The organism is Shimia aestuarii, assembly GCF_022814865.1.
GTDB classification, from domain to species: domain Bacteria; phylum Pseudomonadota; class Alphaproteobacteria; order Rhodobacterales; family Rhodobacteraceae; genus Shimia; species Shimia aestuarii_A.
In genome coordinates this window covers 1-22,711 of sequence record NZ_JAKVRD010000032.1, presented here as the reverse complement: position 1 = coordinate 22,711, position 22,711 = coordinate 1, and the positions used below count along the sequence as shown (strand labels likewise).

The following is a 22,711-nucleotide window of genomic DNA, read 5'->3' as shown; positions in this document are numbered from 1 at the left end:
ATCCCAAGGGGTGGGGCTTGGTGCCATGGAGGGGACAGGCGGTTATGCCGGAGCCGATACCGACGGCGAGGCGGCGGCCGTTGGGGCGTGTCTCCGGCGCGGGGACAAGAAGGCGGCTTGCGGGATGCGAGGGCAGGGACAGGGCGAGGGCCTCGAGATCGTTGAGCAGCCGCGGGCGACAGCCGAGGCGCGGTGCGAGGGTGTCGGGGGAGAGTGTCCAGTCGCGGTTCGTCAGGCGCGGGGGATCGGCGGCCACAGGGCCGGCCATGGCGATTGCGGCCGCGGTGGGAGAGGCATCATGCGCGGCAAGATACGCTGCGAAGAGCGCATCCGTGTCGGCAAAGCGGTCGTTTTCGTAGTGGTGTAGGGAGGGGGCGATCAGGCCACTCTCATCGGCAAGGCAAATCCGGCTATGGGTGCCGCCGATATCGGCCAGAAGCCACATCACTCAGACGCAGCAGGCGTCTCAAACCAAGCCAAGAGCGCCTCGGGAGTTGGCGCGACGGATGTTGCGATTCCGCCTGAGAAATCAATGAGTTTCTGTTCATTCATGGCGTTCGTGCCAACCAGAACCGCAGCCCCTTTGTCGAGCGCGGTACCAATCATGTCGCGGAAACCGCGACCGTCGGCTTCTTGCTTGCCGAACTTGTTGAGAATGAAGATATCGAACGGGTTTTCCATGCTCTGAGAGACCTTGGCGGCGGCGGTCTCGAGGGCCTCGGGGTTGAGGCGACAGCCTTTGGAGTCCTTGCCGAGATACTGCGAGATACGGACCTCGGGACCGTCTGGCAGAACCTTCACATCCATATCGCAGCGGTGCGAGCTATCGTGCTCGGTATTGATCTGGACAATGCCGCTTGTCCGCACGCCGCGCAGGCGCAGGGTTTCGGCGAAATTGGCGAGCAGGAGGTCAAGCTCTCCGCGCCCTTCGGTCATGGTATAGGCGATCTTCATGGGCCAATGTCCTAGCGCGAGACGGGCGTTTGGGGAACAAGATTCTGTGTCGAAAGGGCGCGAAAACCAACGTCGGTATTACGTCGGTATCGCGTCTGTATCGCGGTGGTGCACAAAACCGGCCCTAGAGCAGGGCCTTGCCTTCGGCACAGAGACGGCGGACGCTATCGGAGAAAAGCTTCATGTCGATGCCAACCGCGACAAAGGTCGCGCCTGCGTCGAGCCACTTGCGCGCGGGTTCGGTCCCGGAGGTCAGGATGCCCGCTGCTTTGTCGGAGGCGGCAATCTTGCGAATGGCGGTCTCGATTGCGTCCTGCACCTCGGGTGCGCCGGGGTTGCCGGGATAGCCCATGTCGGCGGAGAGGTCGGCAGGACCGATAAAGACGCCCTGCACGCCCTCGACCGCGAGGATGTCGTCGAGGTTGTCGAGCGCAGCGCGGCTTTCGGCCTGCACGATGAGGCAGACCTCGTCATTGGCGGTTGCGACGTAGTCGGCGATCTCGCCAAAGCGCGAGGCGCGGGCGCCGGACGCGCCCATGCCGCGGATGCCTGCGGGCGGGTAGAGCATGGCGGCAGCCATCTCGCGGGCCTGATCAGCGGTATCGACCATCGGCACGAGAACAGTTTGCGCGCCCGCGTCGAGTACCTGTTTGACCATCCATGCTTCGCCCACGGGGATACGCACGACCGGGTGGCTCTTGGAGCCGTTGAGTGCAGTCAGGGCGTCCTTGAGGCTCCGGATATCGTTGGGAGCGTGTTCCCCGTCGAGCACAAGCCAATCGAACCCGGCAGTGCCGATCATCTCGGCCAGGGACGGCTCGGCCGTCACGACCCAGAGGCCAATCTGAGGCGTCTTGCTTGCGAGGGCGGTCTTGAAGCTATTCTTGGGCGCGGGCATTGGGTTTCCTTCTGGTCTTGTGCCGCGCCAGAATGAGGGCGCGGCGCGGGGTTTGTCCAGCAGGATCAGGGCGCGATGATGGGCTGTGCCTTGAGCGCGCTATCGCGGGTCTCTGCCCCTTCAAAGAGCGAGCCATGTTCAAACCACGAGCGCGGCGCGGGCGCGCCCCAGAGGGTCTGACGCTGGGGGTCTTTAAGATCCCACTTGATCGGCTCGAGATCGGGATCGACGGTCTGATAGTCGGAGCAGTAAATCTCGATCCGGTGGCCATCGGGGTCCAACACATAGAGGAAAAAGGCGTTGGAGATGCCGTGGCGACCGGGGCCACGTTCGATATTGGCGACCCAGCCGGTCGTCGACATAAGATCGAGCAAGTCGATGATGTTGAGAGGGTTGGGCACCCAGAAAGCCGTATGATGCAGGCGCGGACCGGTGCCATTGGTAAAGGCCACGTCATGCACACCGCCCTTGCGATGCATCCAGGCGGCCCATATGCGGCCCGTTTCCGCGTCTTCGGTGTATTCGGTCGTGCGGAAACCGATGTCATTATAGAAGGCGACGGAGGCGTCGACGTCGGACGAGAACATGTTGAAATGGTCGATCCGAAGCGCCTTTACGCCTTTATAGAGCCTGTATTCCTGATGGATCGGGGCGAGGCGGTCCATCTTGACGTAGAATTCAAGCGGGATGCCCCAAGGATCGCGGGTGCGCAGGGTGCGGCCCATGTGCGGACGTTCGACCCATTCGACGGGAAGGCCACGGGCGGCAAAGAATTCGGCGGCGTTGTCGAGGTCGGGCTCGTCGTAGAGCTTGAAGCCGAGGATGCCGACATTGGCCTCGTCTGCTTGTTCAAGAATGATGCAGTGATGGCCGCGCTCTTCCATGGCGCGCAGGTAGATGCGGGTGTCGTCTTCATACGTGACCTGAAGTCCGAGCGTGTCGACATAGAAGGCACGCGACTTTGCAAGGTCCGTGACGCGGTATTCCACGTGGCTCAACCGGACGATATTGAACGGCGGATACAGGTTCGGCGCGGGTACGGGCATGGGCTTTCCTCCTCCAAGGTAGTTCACATGTTAATTAAATCGCGCAAACCGGTCAACAGTTTCGACTCTAGGGGTGTGCAGGAGCAGGCGCCAAACGGAAACGCCGCGCGACTCGAAAATGTCGCACGGCGTTGAGCCTTGGGTTCGGGCGGGCCTCAGGAGAGGAGGCGGGCCTCGTGAGGCTTGAGGGTCATGCGCGCGGCGCCATAGCCTTCGAGGCCCTGATGTGTCTCTAACTCGGGGAAAAGCTCGTATATCTCGGCGCGTTGCGGAGAGGACATGCTGTCGAGCGATTGGTCGCCCGGTTGGAAGCTTTCGGTCCAGGCGTTGTCGGCGAGGACGAGTTCATGTTGGTCGAACATGAAATGCAGGTAGCTCACGCGCTCAGCGGCGATGGTCTCGACGCCGGGCTGATGCGTCAGGTGCTTGGCGGCGGCGAGGACTTCGTATTCATCAAAGTAGAGCGCAGAGCGATCACCCGCGAGGAGCATGCGGTGATTGGGCGAAACGAGCATGTCACGTTCGGGCGTGTTCGGGCCAAGGCTCCCGGCGCGGATCAGGACCGGATGCAGGTGCGGCCGCAGGAGAAGCTCGGAGTGGGAAAGATCGCGGCGACCGACCCAGCGGATTTCTTGCAGTCCATTGTCGCGGGTCACCACACGGTCGCCAACACGCAGGTCTTCGACAGGGCATTGACCGCGCGCCGTGGCGATGAGGGTGCCTGGGGTAAAGCAAGGCGCGAAGGTTTCGATGTCCGTGTAGTTGATGGTCATCGATTCCCCGGTCGAGGGGTTATAGAGCTGAATCTGGCCGCTGAAGCCCGGGTTGCCATCGGATTCCGGGTTCTGCGTCATGTGGGTGATGACGAACCCCTGTTGCAGCAGTGGGGAGATGTCGAGCACGTCGTTGTCATCGCCACCCGAGCCGCCCTGCACAAGGACGTTGCCGCTTGTCGAAAGGGTGATCCAGTCGGCGCCGTCGCCGCCCACGAGCGTGTCGTTCTCACCGCCGCCGACAATCGTATCGTTGCCTGCGCCGCCGTCGATGCTATCGCTGCCGGAGCCAGCGGTGATATGGTCGTCGCCTGTGCCGGCGAAGATGGTGTCGTTGCCCGCACCACCGTCGATGACATCGTCCCCCGCTTCGTCATGCGATGCGATGAGGGATACTTCGTCGAGGGTCACGGCGGGGTATGTGGCCGTGGGGTCGTCCGAGCCGTTGGGGCGCAGTTGGATCCCGGTCACGCCAGCGGGGGCGGTGAAGGTGATCTCGTAGCTTTCGTAGTCGGTGCCTTGGACCACGGTCGTGCCGAGCAGGTTACCGTCCTGATCGAGGATCTCGAAGTTGACGGGAATATCTTGGGGCGTGAACCACTGGCCGCCCTCGTAGTCGGTCGATTGGGCGTTGAAGGTCAGGGTGTAGTTCTGTCCTTCGATCAGCGAATCCGAGAGCGTCTGGCTGATCGCTTCACGCGGGCCGTTGGTATAGCTCCACATGGTGATGTAGCCGGTGCCATCGGAGGCATCGAGCGCGGGGTTCCAGTATTCCGAGCTGGTGCCGTCGTCGGCAGAGTCGGGGGAGCCGGAAACGTTAGACCAGTTGTCGAGGCCGTTGACGCCATTGGCCGAGTGAGATCCATCTTCGAAAGAGCCGTTGGCAAGGAGTTCTTCGCCCACTCCGATGAGGTCGTCGCCGTCTCCGCCGTCGATGGTATCATTGCCGGAGCCTCCGATGATCGTGTCGTCACCGGTGCCGCCATCAATAACGTCGTTGTCGGCACCACCGTCGAGATAGTCGCCGCCGCCTTTCCCGTCGAGCGTATCATCGCCCGCGCCCGCCCAGAATTCATTGGTGTACGCGTCGCCGGGGTTGGTGCTTGAGCCGTCATAGCCGGTCAGAACATCATCGTGGTCTGAGCCGACAATGGCGTCGATGCCGCCTGCGTTGGTATCGTTGTCGGCATCCCCGCCTGAGAAAGTGTTGGTCGAAAGATCGACATTCACGGCAGAGTCTGAGTCGGAATAGTTGATGGTGTCCTGACCACTGCCGCCGCTGAAGGTATCGGCCCCAGAGCCACCAATGATCTCGTCATTGCCGGATCCGCCGTCGATGGAGTTGGCCCCAGAGCCGCCATCAAGCGTGTCATCGCCATCGCCACCGCGAAGCGTGTCGTTGCCGCCGTTGCCGTTCAGGACGTCATCGCCGTCATAGGCGGTGATGGAGTCGCTGGAACTGCCGCCGTTCAGCGTGTCGTCGCCATTGCTGCCGTTAATATTTGCCATTCAACCTGCTCTTCACTGGTCCCGAAATATGGGACTCCTTTGGCAGCAGTGTCTGGCCGAGAAATGGTCAAGTTAAGGAGAAATGTAGCCAAATCCACGGAACTTTGCGGCAGCAATAAGGGCGCGCCAAAGGGGGAGGGGGCAAATCCGCGGGCTTTGAGGCAAAAGGGTGGCGCTTTACGCAGCGGTAGGCGGACGGGTGCGCCTAGGGTGGTCTTGGGGCGGGCAGAAAGGACTGCCCGCCCCAAGACGGGGCGTTACTTCACGAGGAGGTTGGCCTCGTGGCGTTTGAGCGTCAGGCGTGCGGCAGAGAACGCGTCGAGCGTTTCGGTGCTGCGCAGCTCGGGGAAGAGATCGTAGATTTCTTCGCGCTGGGCCTGATCAATGCTGCCCATCGAGTATTCGCCGGGCTGGAAGCTCTCGCTCCATGCGCCGTTGGCGAGCACAACCTCGTGGTTGTCACAGAGGAAGTGCACATACTCAACGCCCACCGTGTCGATCTGCTGCACGCCATCCAGGCCGACAAGGTGCTTGGCCGCGACAAGAACCTCGGCCTCTTCAAAGAGAAGCTGGGCCTGTTCGCTCACAAGAAGCATCCGGTGGTTGGGCGACACCATCATGTCACGCTCGGGCAGGTTCGGGCCGAGGCTACCGGCGCGGATCATCACCGGGCGCAGTTTCGGACGCGAAAGAAGATCGCGGCCCGAAAGCTGTTTCTTGCCCACCCAGCGGATCGTTTGCAGGCCGTTGTCACGGGTGACGACCTTGTCGCCGACCTTGAGGTTCTCGACCGCGATTTCGCCCGAGGGGGTCAGGATCGCGGTGCCCGGCGTGAAGCAGATGATTTCTTCGATGCCGCTAAAGGTCAGGACATCGCCGTTGTCGAAGGTGACGGTCCCGGTCAGAGCGCCGGCGTCATTGACATCTGCGACGGCGTTGATCGTGCGCGAGCCGGACCCGGTCAGATCGAGAACGTCGTGGTCGGTGTTCTCGTCGGGGCCAGAGCCGCCGGAGATCACATCGCCATCGCCGTGGGTGCCGTCGGAGACGTAGAACGTATCGTCGCCATCGCCGCCCGACATGGTGTCGGACCCTTGGCCGCCGATGATCTGGTCGTTGCCATCGCCACCGGAGATCAGGTCGTCGTCGACGCCACCGTCGATCACGTCATCGCCGGAGCCGCCCATGATCGTGTCGTCGTCATCCTGGCCAAAGATGGTGTCGTTGCCAGCCCCACCGTCGATCAGGTCACGGCCGTTTTCGAGTTCGGGGTCAGGATCGCCAACAGAGCCGTCATTCGGGATGTTGAGGTAATCCGGGAAGGCCGGGTCGAGGCCGCCATAGATGACGTCATCACCGTCACCACCATCAATGGTGTCGTTGCCTTCGCCACCGATGATCGTGTCGGCGCCAGTGCCACCGTCGATGAGATCCTTGTCGACGCCGCCGTCGATCAGGTCATCGCCGGAGCCACCGATGATCGTATCGTCATCGTCGCCGGTGATGATCGTGTCATTGCCTGCGCCCGCATCGACAAAGTCTTTGTCGTTGTTCGGGTCGGTATCGGCCGGAACCTCGGGGAAACCCATGTAGGACGGGAAGCCGAGATCGGGCAGGTCCACGAGATCATCGGAGGACGAGTCGATCAGGTCGTTGCCGTCGCCGCCTTCGATGGAGTCGGAGCCGTCCCCACCGTCTACGGTATCGTCGCCGGTGCCTGCAAAGATCGTATCATCGCCGTCTTCGCCGTCGATCACGTCATTGCCGGCCTCATCGCCTGCGCTCGGGTCTGTCGTCACCGCAACGAGCGAAACCTCGTCGATGGTCACAGCCGGGCGGTAGGCGTTGGGGTCGTCGGACCCGTTGGGACGCAGCTGAATGCCGGTCACCCCTGCCGGTGCGGTGAAGGTGATCTCGTAGCTTTCGTAATCGGTCCCTTGCACGACGGTGCTGCCGAGAACATTGCCGTCCTGATCGAGGATTTCAAAGGTGACGGGGATGTCTTCGGGGGTAAACCACCCTTCGCCATGGTCGTAGTCGGTCGACTGGCCGTTGAAGGTAAAGACGTAGTCCTGCCCTTCTTCAAGCGGTGTCCCGAGGGTTTGGCCGATGGTTTCCTGCGGGTGCCCGGGATAGCTCCACATGGTCACATAGCCGGTGCCGTCGGTCGAGGTCAGGTCGGGGTTCCAATACTCGGACGCGGTCCCGTCATCGGGCGAATCCGGCGACCCAGAGAGCGTCGTCCAGTTGTCGAGACCGCTCACGGTGTTGGCGTTGTGATAGCCATCTTCGAAAGAGCCGTTGGACAGAAGCTCGGGGCCGGTCGTGGTGCCGCCCGTGCCGCCGCCGCCGATGACATCGTCACCGCTACCGCCATCCATGGTATCGTCGCCCTCGCCGCCGAGGATCGTGTCATTTCCAGCGCCGCCGTCGATCGTGTCGTTGCCGCCTTCGCCATAGATGACATCTTCGCCAGCGCCGCCAGACAGCGAGTCGCCCGCGTCGTTGCCGGGGTCGATCACATCGCCGCCTGCGTCGAAGAACACGTCGGTGATATTGACGTTGCTACCGTCGCCACCGTCGTTGGAATGGGTCACTTCGATGCGGGCCACGGGACCGGCGATCTCGACGAGGATCGAGTTGTCATCGTCGGTGTTCGAGCCGGAGTTGTTGGTCGCGCTCGCGGTGTCCACCCCGGCCACACCGTCGGTGTCGCTCAGGTTCAGGTCGGTCGAGCCGCTGGCGGTGAGGGTCACCGGGATTTGCACACCGTTCACATCGTAAGCGACGATATTGACGACCGAGTCATGGTCGATGTCGTTGACGCGGAAATCAACGTTGGTCACCGGGTCGGAGAAGTCGAGCCGGTAGGTCGCGGTTTCGTTGTCATGATTGGTCGCGGAATCGAGCGAGCTGTTGTCGTTGACCGTCTCAGAGCCGCCGTCGATGCCGCCGATGTTCTGGTTCTCGGTCTCGAATTCGGATTCAACGCCGTATTCATCTACAATGGTGAAGGTGACATCGACCGAGCCGGTATTTTGAACCTGACCGCCCGGGATGTCTTCGCCATCGCTCAGCGATTTGTTGCAATCGTCGTCCAGATCGCTCCAGTTGAAGCTTTCGCGGGTGGTCTCGGTGGTTCCGTCGCCATAGCCGCCGTAGATCGTATCGTTGCCTTCGCCGCCGTCGATCGTATCCGAGCCGCCTTCGCCGAAGACGAGGTCATCGCCGTCGCCGGCGTCAATCACGTCGTTGCCGTCGCCGGAGGCTGTCACGGTTTCGGTGGCGGTGTAGGTGAGGTTGTCGATGGCGCCAGAGCCATAGAGTTTGACCACCATCTTGGACACGCCGTCGACGTCATAGTCCTGAACGATCTGCGAGTTGTTGCCCGCACCGTAGGTTTTGACGTAGCTGCCGATTTGGTCGCCATTTTCGTCGTAGAAATAGACCTTGGCATAGCTTTCGTCGACATCAAGGAAGGTCAGTTGGTCGATCGAGACCGGATCGTCGAAATCGAAGACCATCTTGCCGCCGCCGGCGTTGTCGTCGGGATCGGAGCTGTCGCCGTCTTCGGACAGGATCAGGACGCCGCCGAGATTGGAGGTCGCGAGGTCATAGTCGCCGCCGGTCGGGTTCGATGAATCAAAGATCATCGTCGGCGTGTCGCCATAGTAGGACGAGATCGAGACACCGCTATATTGGTCGGACACGATCGTGCCGGCCGCGAGGTCGTTGAAATCTAGAACCTTCTGCACCGTGGCTTCGCCGCTGCCAGTGCCGTCACCGTGAATGGTGTCGTTCCCGTCTCCGGCTTGGATTGTGTCATCGCCGCCAAGACCATAGACGAGGTCCGCGCCGCCGGTGACGCTATCGCCGTCGCCGTCTGTGTAGGTGGAATCAATGACGTCGTCGTTTTCGGTGCCTTCGACAACACCAGGACCGGTAGGATCAGCCATAGTTACCTCTTCTTCCAATCAAGCGTCCGGGCCAGATATGCCCATAGGCAGGCGCTGTCGGAAAACGACAATCGCCCGGCCACAGATCAACCGGCCGCATCACGCAGATGCCCAAATTTTGCTATAGGCCGCCCCGAGCCACCTTTTCGCCCCCCAGTCGGACGCGTGGTAATATTGCGGCAAGAACTGGGCCAGTGGAACAAAAACCTGACACAATCTGCCAATTTCAGACAAAATTGATTAATCGAAGAGCGTGCGGACCTAGGGGAAAGCACGCGGCTGGGGTGAGCGATTGTTTCCAAAAACCGAGATAAACTGAGGGGGCGCGGGCCGTCGAAGGCCTATGGTATTGGGTTGTTTTCCAAGGCTCTGCCGAGTTCACACAAGTTTCTTTGCAGCCTAGGGGAGAGTGTGTTTCCTGTTGGGAACCAATCGATCTGGTCGAAAGAGGGCAGTATTGTGCCTCTTGTGACACAGGCGGAAATGTGGCGCGCCTGCCGGAGAGGAAACAATCTTGTCGGGAGGCGAGGCTTTGCCCTGCAACCAGAAACAAATGTGATTCGCCTCTGAGCCTCTCACGAATCGGTTTGTGGCAAGGATGTGGCGGTCGGATTCGTGTGTGGCGAGGGGTAGGTGAGGAGCAGGCGATCGCGCACGATCTCTGTTTCGAGGGTCTGTCCGTCCATCTGAAACCGGCGCAGCATGGAGCGGCCGATATTGACGAAATGCTCTTCGACAAAGAGATCGGGCGGCAGGGGAATGTCGCAATAGGTATTTCCGGACTTCTTGGTGCCGTCGATGGAGAGCGCCACGAAAACGCCCCTGTCACGGGCCTCGGCGATGGCCTCCATCAGGCGGTCGAGGCGGAAGGATTGCGCACCGTAGAGGATACTCTGGGAATGGGCGTAGGGCGGATCGCAATAGACAAGGTCGCCCGGAGCGGCACGGGAAAGCGCGTCGAGGTAGTCGAGCCGCTCGAAGCGCGCCCCGGCGATGCGTGGCGTCCACATGGCGACGCGGCGGGCGAACTTCTCGGGTTTGATAACGGGATGCGCGCCAAGCGGCGTCGACATCAGCCCATCCTTCTTGCGAAAGCGCACAACCCCGCCATAGCAGGCCCGGCATAGAAACAGCAGGTCGGCCCCGTTCGGCGCGGCGTTGAAGCGGGCGCGGATCGTCTCGTAGCGGTCTTTGCGGTCACCGGCATGAAACCATGACCAACGCTCGTCATACCAAGCGATGAGCCGCTCGGGGTCTTCGGTCAGGCATTGCCAGATTTCCATCAGGGGACCATAGGCATCCGAACCTAGCGCATGGCGTGGTGACAGGTTCGCCATGACCCCGGCGGAGCCGAGGAAGGGTTCATGATAGGTCTCATAGCGGTTCGGAAAATGGGCGATGATCTGGTCGGCGTAGCGCTGTTTGTTGCCGACCCATTTGATGAGCTGTGTCTTGAACGGCGCGACAGGCGGCGTCTCAACGGCGGTCAGGTCGGAAAACAGGGAGGGTTGATGCATCGCGATGGGTGCTCCGGTGAGGTTCGGCCACAATTGCGCGCTCTGGTCGCGGCGGCAAGGGGGCAGGCCGTCTCGCCACCTTTCGATGCGTGGTGTATGAGAGAGGCAGACAAGCAGGAGCAGTGGCCGTGGAAGAACGCGGGGAAGAGACGAGGCAGGTCTCGTTCAGGGATATCTTGGCAGATTTGCGCAAACCCTATGTGCGGCATGAATTTCGCACCTCATGGGCGATTGCGCTTTTTTACCGGATGCCGAGCCCGCCCTTTGTGTGGGTCTTGTTGCGGCTTGGGTTCGGGCCGATGGGCGTCACGGCGCTTGGCTTTGTCCTCGCGCTGACCATGCCGTTGCAGGCGGCGGTCTTGCCGCTTGGTCTTGCCGCTTGGGCGCTTTTCATCAGCGGCGTGTTGTTCCAGATCCTCGATTGCGCCGACGGGATGATGGCGCGGCTTCTGGGGAAGGCGTCGATCCTCGGGGCGGATCTCGACTATATGTCGGACATGGTGCAGCACGGGCTGTTTTACACGGCGCTTGGGCTTTTGGCGGATCGGACGCTTGGGACGGGGTTTGGCTGGACCGCGCTTGCCCTGGCGGCGGCGTTTGTGCGGCTGCTGGCGCGGTTGGTGCGCGAGCAGGTTGCACTGCGGGTGCCTGAGGCGGGCGGAGATGAACCGTTGCGGCTAAAGGATCTGCCGATCGCGTTTGTCGCAGGGCTTTCGGGGCTTATTCCGTTCATGGCGCTGTCCGGCGGGTATCTTGGGCATATGGTTGTCGCGCTGTTGGTCTATGCGCTTCTGGATGTAGCGGATGCCTTCTTGCCGATGACGAAACCGCCCTATCGCGGGGATGCCGAATGATGCGGTTCCTCGTGTTTTCGGACCTCGACGGCACGCTTCTCGATCACGAGACCTATTCCTTTGATGCTGCGCGCCCGGCGCTTGCGGCTTTGGCCGAGGCGGGCTGTGGCGTGGTGTTGGCAAGTTCCAAGACCGGGCCAGAGATTGCGCGGCTGCGCGCGGCGATGGGGCTCGCGGACTGGCCTGCGATTGTCGAGAATGGTGCGGGGGTGCTTGAGGCCGGAGCGGCACCTGAGGCAGGGACGGAGTATGCGCGGTTGCGCAGTTGGCTCGGGGCATTGCCGAGCGAGATGCGCGCCGCGTTCCGAGGTTTCGGCGATATGAGCGATGCGGAGGTGGCCGAGGTCACGGGGCTCGCGCCGAACGAAGCCGCGTTGGCGCGGCAGCGCGGGTTTACCGAGCCGGGGCTTTGGACGGGTAGCGAGGCGGCGCTTGAGGCGTTTCTTGCCCGCGCGGGTGAGGCCGGGATCGCAGCGCGTCAAGGCGGGCGGTTCTTGACGCTTTCCTTTGGCGCGACCAAGGCAGACCGCATGGCAGAGATCGCCGCGCGCTATGCGCCGGAGGCGACGGTGGCGCTTGGGGATGCGCCCAATGACGTGGAAATGATCGAGGCCGCCGATATCGGGGTCATCGTGCAAAACCCCGGCGGGCCGGGCTTGCCGAAACTGCCTAAAGAAGAGGCAGGTCGCATTTTTCGCACGCAGGAAAGTGGGCCTCACGGTTGGAACCGGGCGGTGCTCTCCATACTCTCGAGGGAAATTTAAAGACAGGAGGCCGAGACTCGCATGGCCGATTTCCACCAGAACGGCAACATTGCCACGATGCACAATCTGCGCAGCCGTTCTCTCGAAGAACTGACTTATGAGCTTCAGAGTTTCTCGCAATCGCGCCGGATTTCGCTGATCCTGCCGAGCCTCTATTCCGAGCTTGAGGGCGATGCGCTTCCCAATATCCTCAAGGAATTGGCAGAGGTGCCGTATCTGCACCGCATCATCATCGGCCTCGATCAAGCCAACGAGGAACAGTTCCGCCACGCCAAACAGTTCTTTGCGCGCCTGCCGCAGAACCATATCGTGCTTTGGAACGATAGCCCGCGGATGCTCGAGCTTGGCAAACGGCTTGATGCACTTGGGATCGCGCCGCAGGAGCCGGGCAAGGGCAAGAACGTCTGGACCTGCATGGGATACCTCATCGCCTGTGCCGATAGCGCGGTGATGGCGATCCATGATTGCGACATCGTCACCTATGACAAGGAAATGCTCGCGCGGTTGGTCTATCCGATGGTGGCGCCGACTTTCCCTTATCAGGTCGCCAAGGGGTATTATCCGAGGGTCGGCGACGGCAAGCTCAACGGGCGGGTGACGCGGCTTCTGGTGAGCCCGCTTCTTATTGCGCTCAAGCGCACGATCGGGGATCGCGACTATATCGATTATCTGCGCAGTTTCCGCTATCCGCTCTCAGGGGAGTTTGCGATGCGGACGGCGGTCCTGCCCGACCTGCGCATCCCGAGCGACTGGGGCCTTGAGATCGGGGTTTTGTCCGAGGCGTGGCGCAATCTTGCGCCCAAGGCGGTGTGCCAGGTCGAGATTTCGGATCGCTATGACCACAAGCATCAGGAGTTGAGCCCGGAGGATGCCTCCAAGGGGCTGAGCCGGATGAGTACGGATATCTGCAAGGCGATCTTCCGCAAGCTGGCCTCGGACGGGACGGTATTTACCAATCACGTGTTCCGCACCCTGAAGGCGACCTACTACCGCTCGGCGCTCGACCTTCTTGAAGCGTATTACAACGACGCCAAGATGAACGGGCTGTCGATTGATCGGCACAAGGAAGAGCAGTCCATCGAGCTATTTGCGGAAAACATCATGCGGGCGGGGCAGATTTTCCTCGAGAACCCGCACGAGACGCCGTTCATCCCGACATGGAACCGGGTGCATGCGGCGGATGCGGCGTTCCTCACCGACCTGCGCGCAGCGGCGGCGGCGGATGATAAGGAGTTCGGGTAGGGTTGGTCTGAGAGGGGGGTATTGCCGGGGCGAGTCATGTGTCTGGTTTGAGGTCAAGTTTATTGAATGCTGCCTGCGTACGAATGTCCGCTACTTGGGTTGAAGGGCCCGTTTCAGAACAGGACGAAATCCCAAACTAAGGATTTCCTTCTGGATAAAGTCCCCAATAAACTTGGGTGCGTTCGTTGCACTCAAAACTTTCTAGTCTTGAGAAATCTATTTGAGTTTTGAAGGCTATGAATGTGCAATGACTGTCCCAATGAGACGCGATGTGAAAATCAAGGTTCTCGTTGAAAATGATACCATGAAGGGGAATGCAGTCTTTCTCGAAAAGCCCATCTATGGTGTGCACTTCGATTAGATCGCCGAATTCATCTGCAACTTTAACTTTGTGAATACCTGCCTTTTTTAGCCGTTTCCAAACTTCAAGTTCAACATGCGGGGCAATTTCCCCTTCGGACGGTTGGACTAAACTCAGCTTCTCGGTCGTTTCTTGTAGCAGCTCAACCAGATCTTCGCGGTGTTTGCTTTTTACGATTCCAGAGATTGAACATCGTAGTGCTACGTCGAGTTGACCGATATTATCGAAATCCGACTGCTCAACTACTTCCATCCAGCTTACCGGTTGGCAGTCATTGACGATTTGAAATTTTGTTGGATAGGTTTCCGGCCTGAATTGGTCGACTGAAATACTGTTGGGCCTTAGAAAGGGATGAAGGACAATCCTAGCATTTGAGAAGTGTCCGTCATAGGCCTTCATGATTGGTCCGCCATAAGGACATGAAACAAAACTCAACTCTTAAGATCCGATCTTTTTACAGTGGCTAGGATTGTGTTTTAGGAGTGAACCGATAGCGCCAGTTTGTCAATTTCGCCAAACCGGACATCCAGTGCATCGGCTTAGAAGCCCTCTTCGTCCTACATAACAGCCTTACAGGCCTTCGCTTGAACATGCCGAGGGCGTCAGCTTCGGCCAGAATTCCGTATCAGGTGATGGCACCAAGAGTTTTCGAAATCGCTTGGCACCCGACCAGCCTTAGCTCCGGTTGGCGATCCAGCGGCATTGATAGGGTTCGAGGGGGATATGCGGGCCGGTGGCGTGGATGGGTTCGCCGGTCAGGAGATCGTGCCAGTCCTCGTCCTCGATCAGGTTGATCGCGGTGATCGGGATCAGGACGACCTCGTCGCTCACGTTATGCAGGGCAAAGATGGATTGGTCGCGGTCGAGGCTCTGGCGCCAGACGCCGAAGACGCGATCATCGAGTGTCAGGGTGAACTGTGTCGCGTTGGGGTGGAAGGCGGGTTGCTGACGTCGGGTTTTCAATCGCGTTGAGAGCGCCGAGAGCACGCGCGATTGCGTCGAGGCGGGATCGTCGAGTTTCTCGATCAGAGTCGGGTAGTCCCAGCGGTGACGGTTGATCGCGCGGTTCATGCCGCGATGTTCGACGGCTTCGTGATCGTTCGGCGTCCCGAGAAGGGAGTGGATGTAGAGCGCGGGGATGCCTTCGAGCGACATGATGATTGTTTGCGAGCAGAGAAAGCGCGCGATGTGATGCGCGTCCTCGCCCCGGAAGGTGCGTTTCATGGCCTCGAAATAGGTCGTGTTGAGCTCGTAAGGCGCTTCGCCGCCATCGGGGAGCGCCCGCATGGACACCAGCCCGCCAAGGGCGCGCACCGTGTCGATGACCTTGTCCTTCTCCTCTTGCGGCAACACGCCTTCGGCGGGGCGCATGCCGATGCCGTCATGCGAGGCGGTGAAGTTCAGGTAGGCACAGCCGAGTTGCGCCGGGGGCATGCCGCTTTGCCATGTGTTGAGGTATTGCGCGGTGCCCGACATCATCGCGTGCAGGATGAGCGGCGGCAGCGGGAAGTTATAGACCGCGTGGGCCTCGTTCCGGTTGCCGAAATAGGAGAGGTTCTCGGCCTTGGGGACGTTGGTTTCGGTCAGCAGCACGACGGTCTCTGTCGCGAAATCCGCCAGAAGCCGCATCAGGCGCACGATGGCATGGGTCTGGGGCAGGTGGATCGACGGGGTGCCGACCTCTTTCCAAAGGAAGGCCACCGCGTCGAGGCGGATGATACGCACGCCATTGTCTACGTGCAGGCGGATGATGCGCAGGAATTCGAGGAGGACCTCTGGGTTGCGGAAGTCGAGGTCGATCTGATCGTGGGAGAAGGTGCACCAGACATGGCGCGGCCCGTGCGCCGTCTCGACCTCTTGCAAGAGCGGCGTGGTGCGGGGGCGCACGACTTGAGATAGGTCATCGTCGGGAGAGGCCTCGAAGAAGAACCGGTCATAGGGGGGCTGTCCCTGACGGTAGGCATTGAACCATGTACCTTGAGAGGAGACGTGATTGAGGACAAGGTCGCTCATCAGGTGAAAATCCGAGGCGATGCGCGAGATGTCTGGCCAATCGCCAAGCTGGGGATTGACGGCGCGGTAGTCGGTCACGGCAAAGCCGTCATCGGAGGTGTAGGGAAAGAAGGGCAGGATATGCACGCCGTTCACCACCCCCTTGAGCCGGGCGAGCAGGAAATCATGCAGAAGGTCGAGGGGTTTATGCGCGCCATCGACGAGGGAATTGCCATAGGTGATCAGGACGGCGTCTTTCTCGGACCAGAGATTGTTGCCGGGAGCGCGGGCGCGTTTGCGACGGTGCGTGCCCTCGGGCCAAAAGGCGTCGATCACCTTGGAGGCGAGAATGTCGCTATCGAGGTCGGGGTAAATCTCGTGCAGGAGCTCGGTCAGTTTGATGCCGAAAGAGTTGTTTTTATCCGTCATAATCGTGAGTTGCGTTCCGCACCGCCTTGAGACCCTTGCTCTTAGTAGACTGTCGCGCGGGCGGGGAAAACAAAAGCGGTTTTGTTCCCCGTGGACGGCCATGATGCGGGGCGTGGCCTGCCTGTTTTTTGTGCATGCGCGCTGCGGGGCGCGCGAGGATGCTTGCGCGGGGGGATCAGGAGGCTAGGGTCGGCGGGATTGATCCCTGTTTGGAGGCCAAGATGAGCGATCCCTTTTTTCAGCCGATTTCCGGTTTTGACCTGCCGCGGTTTGCCGGTGTGCCGACCTTCATGCGCTTGCCGCATGTGGACCTTGAGGGCGCGCGGATCGGCGAGGTGCAGGTCGGGTTGATCGGGACGCCATGGGATAGTGGCACGACGAACCGCCCGGGGCCGCGCCACGGGCCGCGCCAGTTGCGCGACATGTCAACGATGATCCGGGCACAGAACGGGGCGACGGGGGTGCGGCCCTTCGAGTTGGTCAATTGCGCCGACCTTGGCGACGTGGCGCCGAACCCGGCCGATATCATCGACAGCATGGAGCGGATCACGGCGTTCTATGACCGCGTGGTGGCGGGCGGTATTCTGCCTCTCACAGGCGGGGGCGATCACCTCTGTTCGCTACCTATCCTGCGGTCGGTCGCCAAGGCGGGGCCGGTTGGTATGGTGCATTTCGATAGCCATACGGACCTGTTCAAGGATTATTTCGGCGGCACGCAATATACCCACGGCACACCATTCCGCCGCGCGATTGAAGAAGGGCTTCTTGATCCCAAACGCGTGGTGCAGATCGGGATTCGCGGCACGGCCTATGATAGCGAGGACCGGGATTTTGCCGATGCGGTTGGTGTGCGGGTGATTCCCATCGAGGAGTATTTCGCGCGCGGGCTCGACGATGTGATGACCGAGGCGCGCGAGATCGTGGGCGAGGCAGAGACCTATGTCTCTTATGACATTGATTTCATCGACCCGGCCTTTGCCCCCGGCACCGGCACGCCCGAGGTTGGCGGGCCGAACAGTTTCGAGGCGCTTCAGGTGGTGCGCAAGCTACGGGGGCTGAACATCGTGGGCGCCGATCTTGTCGAGGTGTCGCCGCCGTTCGACCAGAGCGGGGCGACAGCGTTTCTTGGCGTGTCGGTGATGTTCGAACTGCTTTGCCTGCTCGCGGAGAAAGCCGCGAAGAGCTAGCTCGGGAGCAACGGGGAGGATCGCCTGACATCAAGAGGGAGAGTTGATCTAGCGCAAGGATTCCTGCACGGGAAGGATGGATAATTGCAGAAGTTTGAATATCTGCATTGTGAAAGGCATGATGATGCATCACTCCACCCTTGCCAAAGCCCTCCTCACCACTGCGTTGACCTCGCTCCTTGTGCCTGTCGCGATGGCGCAGGAGGCTGAGAACCCTCTTGATGATGCCGATCTTGTCGAGCCGCTGAACATACATCACCATGCCACAGGTGACGCCTATGTCAGCGGCGACGGCAAAGTTGTTTGGGCGACGTCGAACCGTCGCGGATACACCCCCTTTATCGTGACCTGGACCAAGGAGGATGGGACGCAATATGTCGGCGGCCCGACCGGGATCTGGCATGTCGGAAACATCTATGACGTGAACCGGGATGGGAGCGTGGCCGTCGCTTCGCTTTATGCCAACGGTCATAACGGCGCTTGGCGCTACACCGAGGACGGCGGTTGGTCCGAGCTCGTGATGTTGGAAGATTATGCGAATGCCTATGCCTATGGTGTGAACGCGGATGGCAGCGTGGTTGTTGGGCGGGTAGATCGTAGTTCACCGGGCCAAGACCCAACGCTCTCACCCTCGATTGCGTATCAAAGCGCATTTCGTTGGGTCGAAGGCGAGGGAATGCAAGATATCGGCAACCTTGGCGGCAGCTTTGCCTATGCCTATGGCGTCAATGATGCCGGGGATGTCGTGGTCGGAGATTCCGGTTTGAGCACGGGGCAGACCCGCGCGTTCCGCTGGGTTGAAGGCGAGGGGATGCAGGATCTCGGCACGCTGGCTGGCGGGGACTACTCCTGGGCCAAGGCAGTGAACGCCGATGGTTCCGTCGTTGTGGGACGGAGCGAGGTCACAGTGCCGGATCCTTCTGCGAACCCGATCGAGATCTCGGAGGTGGCGACGCAGAGACATGCTTTCCGCTGGGTTGAAGGCGAAGGGATGACGGACCTCGGCACGGTCGGTGGACCCTACAAGGGATCCAGTGCGGAGGATGTGAACGGCGATGGCAGTGTCGTGGTCGGGATCGTCGATACGTTGAATGGATCGCGGGCGTTTCATTGGCATGAAGAGGACGGTCTGACCGAGCTTGGCGTGCTCGAGGGCGGCAGCTGGAGCTATGCATTCAGCGTCAGTGACGACGGCAATGTCGTGGTTGGCTATGGCGATAGTATCGACGGCAACCGCGCCTTTGTCTGGGGCGGCGGTCCGGTGCTCGACCTTCAGAACACCACGACGCAGATCGGCACCAACGCGCAGGAGCAGGCCAATGCGATGAGCGATCTTGGCCAAAGCGCGGAAGGGATTCTCGGCAACGAGCTGACCCCCGGTATGGGAGGACAGTCCGGCGGGGTGGTTTCGACACAGGGCGGCGCGGCGCGGGTGCCTTATGCGCTGCGCTTTACCCTTGGGGCGAGCGGCGGTGATGGCACCGGTGCCACGGTCGGCGGCGTGAGCGCGGCGCTTGCGCTTGAAGACAGCAACCTGGTGCTTGGCGGTTATTTGGGGCTTGCCAATGAAGACGGTGATCTCGCCGGGCTTGACGTGGACGGGACGCTTGTCGCCGGGGGGCTTTGGCTCCGCGGCAATCCACATGGCGCGGGCCTGACCTGGAAAATTGGGGCGTCTCATATCGGTGGCGACGTGAACATCCTGCGCGATGCGAGCCTGTCGAGCACAGAAGCCGGGCTTGGCAGCAGCAAGCTAGCGGCGACAAGCCTTCAGGCAGAGATTGGTTATGGCATGGATCGTGGGTCGATGCGGCTTACACCCTTTGCCGCGCTGCGCCACACCGAGGTAAGTCGCGATGGCTATACCGAAAGCAACGGGGTCACTTTCCCGCTGACCTATGACGACTATGACCAGAGCTGGACCGTGGCGCGACTCGGGGTGCATGCGGATATGGCGGCGGGGCCGCGCGGGCAGCTTCGTCTTTCAGGGGGGCTTGATGTCGATCTTGACCGCAGTACCAACCCTGTGACCGGCACATCGGCGGTTCCGGGCATGACGACCTTTTCGGTCGCGGGGGCGCAGGTGACGCATGAAACCCGCGGATTCGCAAATGCACAGTATGTCCATAGCCTTGGCAACGGGATGGCGTTCGACATCTCCCTTGGTGTGACGCAATCGGCCTATGGCGGTGGCGCTGTTGTAACCGGAGGGATCGGTTTGCAGATGCATTTCTGAGCCATCGGGTAACCGCGAGAGACCCATGCCCCAAGAGAACGGGGCATGGGCCTTTTCGTTTGAAGCCGAGCGGGCGCAAAGGGCAAAGCCACAGCCGACGCGAATGCGACATCGCAGTGTGGCACGCAGGATTGTTGGGGGGGAATGGTGCTGTGAGGGAGGATTGAACTCCCGACCTCACCCTTACCAAGGGTGCGCTCTACCACTGAGCTACCACAGCATTACCGTGGCGCGGGATTTAGACTCAAAGTTTGACCAGCGCAACCCCAATCTGGACCCTTTTTTGCACGTCATGTAAGGAAAGGTCATGGAACGAGATCAACCCCGCAAGAAACAAGACTCCGGCAAGTCGCGCGAGGATCGCCTCAAGGCGGCACTCAAGGCGAATATGGGGCGCAGAAAGGCTCAGGCACGGGCCAGGGCGGCGGGCGATCAGGCAAAAGACAACGACGAGAGCAGCGAAGGCTAGGCACATGGATTCGATTATCGTGCGGGGAAATGGCCCGCTTAAGGGCACAATTCCCATCGCCGGGGCGAAGAACGCTTGTCTGACGTTGATGCCGGCGACGCTTCTGAGCGAAGAACCGCTGACGCTCACCAATGCGCCGCGGCTCTCGGATATCCGCACCATGACCGAGCTTCTGGGCTCGCTTGGGGCGGAGGTCAGCGCGTTGCAGGAGGGCAAGGTTCTGGCGATGTCGAGCCATGATCTCGACAACCACGTGGCCGAGTATGACATCGTGCGCAAGATGCGCGCCTCGAACCTTGTGCTTGGTCCGATGCTGGCGCGTCTCGGGCAGGCGGTTGTATCGCTGCCGGGGGGCTGTGCGATCGGGACACGGCCGATGGACCTGCACGAAAAGGGGCTTATGGCGCTGGGCGCGGAGATCGAGCTCAAGGAAGGCTACCTGCACGCCAAGGCGCCTAAGGGTCTTAAGGGGACGGTCATCGACCTAGACTTTCCTTCGGTGGGCGCGACGGAAAATATCCTTATGGCATCGACACTTGCCAAGGGCACCACGGTCATCAACAACGCCGCGCGCGAGCCGGAGATCGTTGACCTTGCAACCTGCCTGCGGGCGATGGGCGCGCAGATCGAGGGCGACGGGACGAGCCGGATCGAAGTTCAGGGCGTCGACCGCCTGCACGGCGCGACACATCCGGTTGTCACCGACCGGATCGAACTTGGCACCTATATGCTTGCCCCGGCGATCTGTGGCGGCGAGGTGGAATGTCTTGGCGGGCGGATCGAATTGCTTGGCGCGTTCTGTGAAAAGCTTGATGCGGCGGGGATTTCCGTTGAGCAGACAGAGCGCGGCATCAAGGTCACGCGCGGCAATGGTCGGGTCAAGGCGGTGGACGTCACGACCGAACCGTTCCCGGGCTTCCCGACCGACCTTCAGGCGCAGATGATGGCCTTGATGTGCACCGCGGAAGGCACCTCGGTTCTCGAGGAAAAAATCTTTGAAAACAGGTTCATGCACGCTCCTGAGCTGATGCGGATGGGGGCGGAGATCGACGTGCAGGGGGGGACGGCGACCGTGACGGGCGTTGAGCGTCTCAAAGGCGCGCCGGTGATGGCGACGGACCTGCGGGCGTCGGTGTCGCTCATCCTTGCGGCGATGGCGGCAGAGGGCGAAACAGTTGTGAACCGGGTCTATCACCTTGATCGCGGCTATGAGCGGGTCGAGGAAAAACTCGGCAATGTGGGGGCCCATATCGAAAGGGTGACAGCACGGTGAGCGAAGACGCACGGTTTGAAGATGGCGGCGAAGCGCCGCTGAACCTTGGGGCGCTGGACCTTGAGGATCTCGGGGTTCTGTCCTCTCTGACACAGGACGCTGTATTCCCCGCGACGGAAATGCAGTGGCGCGCAGGGGAGCGGAGATTTGCCTTGCTTCTCAATAGGTTCCGTTGGGAGGATGCGCCGCGGGCCGAGCGCCGGGGGCGTGACCTTGAACGTGTGCAGGCGGTGCTTGTCGTTGATAATGTGCTTGGCGTCGCCTCGCAAGGGATCGACCGCAAGGACGCCGATACGATCCTGTCCCTGCTCTCTGTGACCTTCGAGCCGGGCGAGGACGGGGCGGGGTTTGTCCTTTTGACGCTGGCGGGCGATGGGGCGATCCGTCTCAAGGTCGAGGCGCTTGAAGTGACGCTCAAGGATGTGACGCGGCCCTATCGCGCGCCTTCGGGCAAGGCACCGACGCACGAGATTTGATCCCTCGGGGCGAATCACGGTTAACGCGCTGATTTCGCGGCAAAACGCATTTCGGTATCACGTCGGTATTCCGTCGGTATTGCGTCCGTGCAGGATCATGGAATTTCGGGATTAATTGAGCGCGCGTTGCGACGGAACCCGTTGCGACGCACGTTGAAGCCATAGTTTGTTCATTTTCAAGGATTGCTTTCATGCGTGCATTGCTCGCCGTTCTGGCCCCTCTTTCGCTGCTCCTGTCCGGGGCGATTTTCGGTTTCTTCTATGCCTGGGTCTGTTCGACCATGTGGGGGCTTGATCAGCTTGCCCCCGAGACGGCGATTGCGGCGATGCAGGGGATGAATGCCTCGGTGCGCAATGCGGTCTTTGCGCCGGCATTCTTTGGCACGCCCTTTGTTCTCCTGCTGACCGGGTTTGCCGCGTGGCGCACGGGGGCGGCGCGCGCCGGGGCGGCGTTCGGGATTGGCGGGGTGATCTACCTTATTGGGGGAATGATCCTCACGGTGAGTGTCAACGTGCCGATGAACGAGGCGCTTGCGCTTGTCGATCCGAACACGGCGGAGGCGGGTGAGATCTGGCGCGCGTACTCAGAACGCTGGCAGGTCTGGAACATCGCGCGGACGGTGGTCTCCGGGGTGACGTTGCTTTGTGTCGGGGCGGAAGAGACGACCGCAGAGTTGCACGACCGTTTGTCGGACATGGGCGCGGCGGCGATTGTCGAGGCGCTTGCGACGCTTGATGATCTCGAACCGGAGGTGCAGCCCGAGGACGGTGTTAC

At 61.0% G+C, this 22,711-nt stretch carries 18 protein-coding genes and 1 tRNA gene; 9 read left to right on the top strand and 10 right to left on the bottom strand.

What is annotated here, in order from left to right:
• The 7 genes from MK745_RS18905 to MK745_RS18875 form a co-directional block, all read right to left on the bottom strand.
• Nucleotides 1-445, bottom strand: a 445-nt coding sequence (locus MK745_RS18905; protein ID WP_243614746.1) for a glucokinase, incomplete at its 3' end; no start/stop codon positions are given.
• A complete protein-coding gene (locus tag MK745_RS18900; RefSeq protein WP_243614745.1) occupies nucleotides 445-954 on the bottom strand; it encodes a DUF2478 domain-containing protein in 510 nt (169 codons plus the stop codon). The genes MK745_RS18900 and MK745_RS18905, both read right to left, overlap by 1 nt.
• Before the next feature lie 124 nt (nucleotides 955-1,078).
• On the bottom strand, nucleotides 1,079-1,852 hold the full coding sequence (locus MK745_RS18895) for an HpcH/HpaI aldolase family protein (protein WP_243614744.1): 774 nt from the start codon (nucleotides 1,850-1,852) through the stop codon (nucleotides 1,079-1,081).
• Nucleotides 1,853-1,917: 65 nt separating this feature from the next.
• Nucleotides 1,918-2,898, bottom strand: coding sequence for a 3,4-dihydroxyphenylacetate 2,3-dioxygenase (hpaD, locus tag MK745_RS18890; RefSeq protein WP_243614743.1), 981 nt, complete (start codon nucleotides 2,896-2,898; stop codon nucleotides 1,918-1,920).
• Nucleotides 2,899-3,053: 155 nt separating this feature from the next.
• Nucleotides 3,054-5,180, bottom strand: a complete 2,127-nt coding sequence (locus MK745_RS18885; protein WP_243614742.1) for a Hint domain-containing protein — start codon at nucleotides 5,178-5,180, stop codon at nucleotides 3,054-3,056.
• A gap of 257 nt (nucleotides 5,181-5,437) precedes the next feature.
• Complete coding sequence (locus tag MK745_RS18880; RefSeq protein WP_243614741.1) at nucleotides 5,438-9,136, bottom strand: Hint domain-containing protein; 3,699 nt, start codon at nucleotides 9,134-9,136, stop codon at nucleotides 5,438-5,440.
• A 575-nt stretch (nucleotides 9,137-9,711) separates the two neighbouring features.
• On the bottom strand, nucleotides 9,712-10,653 hold the full coding sequence (locus MK745_RS18875) for a DNA adenine methylase (protein ID WP_243614740.1): 942 nt from the start codon (nucleotides 10,651-10,653) through the stop codon (nucleotides 9,712-9,714).
• Nucleotides 10,654-10,781: 128 nt separating this feature from the next.
• On the opposite strand from MK745_RS18875, the gene MK745_RS18870 reads away from it, so the two are divergent.
• The 3 genes from MK745_RS18870 to MK745_RS18860 are packed head-to-tail and all read left to right on the top strand — an operon-like array spanning nucleotide 10,782 to nucleotide 13,513.
• The gene (locus MK745_RS18870) at nucleotides 10,782-11,507 is read left to right on the top strand and encodes a CDP-alcohol phosphatidyltransferase family protein (RefSeq protein WP_243614739.1); all 726 of its coding nucleotides are present in this window, start codon (nucleotides 10,782-10,784) and stop codon (nucleotides 11,505-11,507) included.
• Nucleotides 11,504-12,271: an HAD-IIB family hydrolase gene (locus tag MK745_RS18865; RefSeq protein ID WP_347813664.1), complete on the top strand. Its 768-nt coding sequence runs from the start codon at nucleotides 11,504-11,506 to the stop codon at nucleotides 12,269-12,271. The genes MK745_RS18870 and MK745_RS18865 overlap by 4 nt, the downstream gene beginning before the upstream one ends.
• 21 nt (nucleotides 12,272-12,292) lie before the next feature.
• Nucleotides 12,293-13,513 (top strand): glycosyl transferase, encoded by a 1,221-nt coding sequence (locus MK745_RS18860; RefSeq protein ID WP_243614738.1) that lies wholly within the window; start codon nucleotides 12,293-12,295, stop codon nucleotides 13,511-13,513.
• Nucleotides 13,514-13,649: 136 nt separating this feature from the next.
• On the opposite strand, the gene MK745_RS18855 is transcribed toward MK745_RS18860, so the two are convergent.
• Both MK745_RS18855 and MK745_RS18850 read right to left on the bottom strand, forming a co-directional pair.
• Nucleotides 13,650-14,273, bottom strand: a complete 624-nt coding sequence (locus MK745_RS18855; protein ID WP_243614737.1) for a DUF2711 family protein — start codon at nucleotides 14,271-14,273, stop codon at nucleotides 13,650-13,652.
• A gap of 276 nt (nucleotides 14,274-14,549) precedes the next feature.
• Nucleotides 14,550-16,295: a sugar phosphorylase gene (locus MK745_RS18850; RefSeq protein ID WP_243614736.1), complete on the bottom strand. Its 1,746-nt coding sequence runs from the start codon at nucleotides 16,293-16,295 to the stop codon at nucleotides 14,550-14,552.
• A 221-nt stretch (nucleotides 16,296-16,516) separates the two neighbouring features.
• Between MK745_RS18850 and speB the strand changes: the two genes are divergently transcribed.
• Together speB and MK745_RS18840 are read left to right on the top strand one after the other, a co-directional pair.
• Nucleotides 16,517-17,482, top strand: coding sequence for an agmatinase (speB, locus tag MK745_RS18845; protein ID WP_243614735.1), 966 nt, complete (start codon nucleotides 16,517-16,519; stop codon nucleotides 17,480-17,482).
• Nucleotides 17,483-17,606: 124 nt separating this feature from the next.
• Nucleotides 17,607-19,718 carry an autotransporter domain-containing protein gene (locus MK745_RS18840; RefSeq protein WP_243614734.1) on the top strand — a complete coding sequence of 704 codons (2,112 nt, stop codon included), beginning with the start codon at nucleotides 17,607-17,609 and terminating at the stop codon, nucleotides 19,716-19,718.
• 145 nt (nucleotides 19,719-19,863) lie between these two features.
• Here the strand turns inward: MK745_RS18840 and MK745_RS18835 are convergent.
• Nucleotides 19,864-19,938 (bottom strand) — tRNA-Thr (locus MK745_RS18835).
• An 87-nt stretch (nucleotides 19,939-20,025) separates the two neighbouring features.
• Here MK745_RS18835 and MK745_RS18830 point away from each other — a divergent pair.
• The 4 genes from MK745_RS18830 to MK745_RS18815 form a co-directional block, all read left to right on the top strand.
• Nucleotides 20,026-20,187 (top strand): hypothetical protein, encoded by a 162-nt coding sequence (locus MK745_RS18830; RefSeq protein ID WP_243614733.1) that lies wholly within the window; start codon nucleotides 20,026-20,028, stop codon nucleotides 20,185-20,187.
• A 4-nt stretch (nucleotides 20,188-20,191) separates the two neighbouring features.
• Entirely contained in the window at nucleotides 20,192-21,460 is a 1,269-nt protein-coding gene (gene murA, locus MK745_RS18825) for a UDP-N-acetylglucosamine 1-carboxyvinyltransferase (protein WP_243614732.1), read from the top strand.
• Entirely contained in the window at nucleotides 21,457-21,936 is a 480-nt protein-coding gene (locus MK745_RS18820) for a DUF2948 family protein (protein WP_243614731.1), read from the top strand. The genes murA and MK745_RS18820 overlap by 4 nt, the downstream gene beginning before the upstream one ends.
• Before the next feature lie 191 nt (nucleotides 21,937-22,127).
• Nucleotides 22,128-22,711: DUF1772 domain-containing protein (locus MK745_RS18815; RefSeq protein WP_243614730.1), on the top strand; the 584-nt coding region annotated here is incomplete at its 3' end.

Bases quoted from the DNA above. Each gene is read 5' to 3' on its own strand.
- MK745_RS18860 (WP_243614738.1), top strand. From the start codon at position 12,293: ATGGCCGATTTCCACCAGAACGGCAACATTGCCACGATGCACAATCTG.
- MK745_RS18830 (WP_243614733.1), top strand. From the start codon at position 20,026: ATGGAACGAGATCAACCCCGCAAGAAACAAGACTCCGGCAAGTCGCGC.
- murA (WP_243614732.1), top strand. From the start codon at position 20,192: ATGGATTCGATTATCGTGCGGGGAAATGGCCCGCTTAAGGGCACAATT.
- hpaD (WP_243614743.1), bottom strand. From the start codon at position 2,898: ATGCCCGTACCCGCGCCGAACCTGTATCCGCCGTTCAATATCGTCCGG.
- MK745_RS18855 (WP_243614737.1), bottom strand. From the start codon at position 14,273: ATGAAGGCCTATGACGGACACTTCTCAAATGCTAGGATTGTCCTTCAT.
- speB (WP_243614735.1), top strand. From the start codon at position 16,517: ATGAGCGATCCCTTTTTTCAGCCGATTTCCGGTTTTGACCTGCCGCGG.
- MK745_RS18885 (WP_243614742.1), bottom strand. From the start codon at position 5,180: ATGGCAAATATTAACGGCAGCAATGGCGACGACACGCTGAACGGCGGC.
- MK745_RS18895 (WP_243614744.1), bottom strand. From the start codon at position 1,852: ATGCCCGCGCCCAAGAATAGCTTCAAGACCGCCCTCGCAAGCAAGACG.
- MK745_RS18875 (WP_243614740.1), bottom strand. From the start codon at position 10,653: ATGCATCAACCCTCCCTGTTTTCCGACCTGACCGCCGTTGAGACGCCG.
- MK745_RS18865 (WP_347813664.1), top strand. From the start codon at position 11,504: ATGATGCGGTTCCTCGTGTTTTCGGACCTCGACGGCACGCTTCTCGAT.
- MK745_RS18850 (WP_243614736.1), bottom strand. From the start codon at position 16,295: ATGACGGATAAAAACAACTCTTTCGGCATCAAACTGACCGAGCTCCTG.
- MK745_RS18900 (WP_243614745.1), bottom strand. From the start codon at position 954: ATGAAGATCGCCTATACCATGACCGAAGGGCGCGGAGAGCTTGACCTC.
- MK745_RS18840 (WP_243614734.1), top strand. From the start codon at position 17,607: ATGCATCACTCCACCCTTGCCAAAGCCCTCCTCACCACTGCGTTGACC.
- MK745_RS18880 (WP_243614741.1), bottom strand. From the start codon at position 9,136: ATGGCTGATCCTACCGGTCCTGGTGTTGTCGAAGGCACCGAAAACGAC.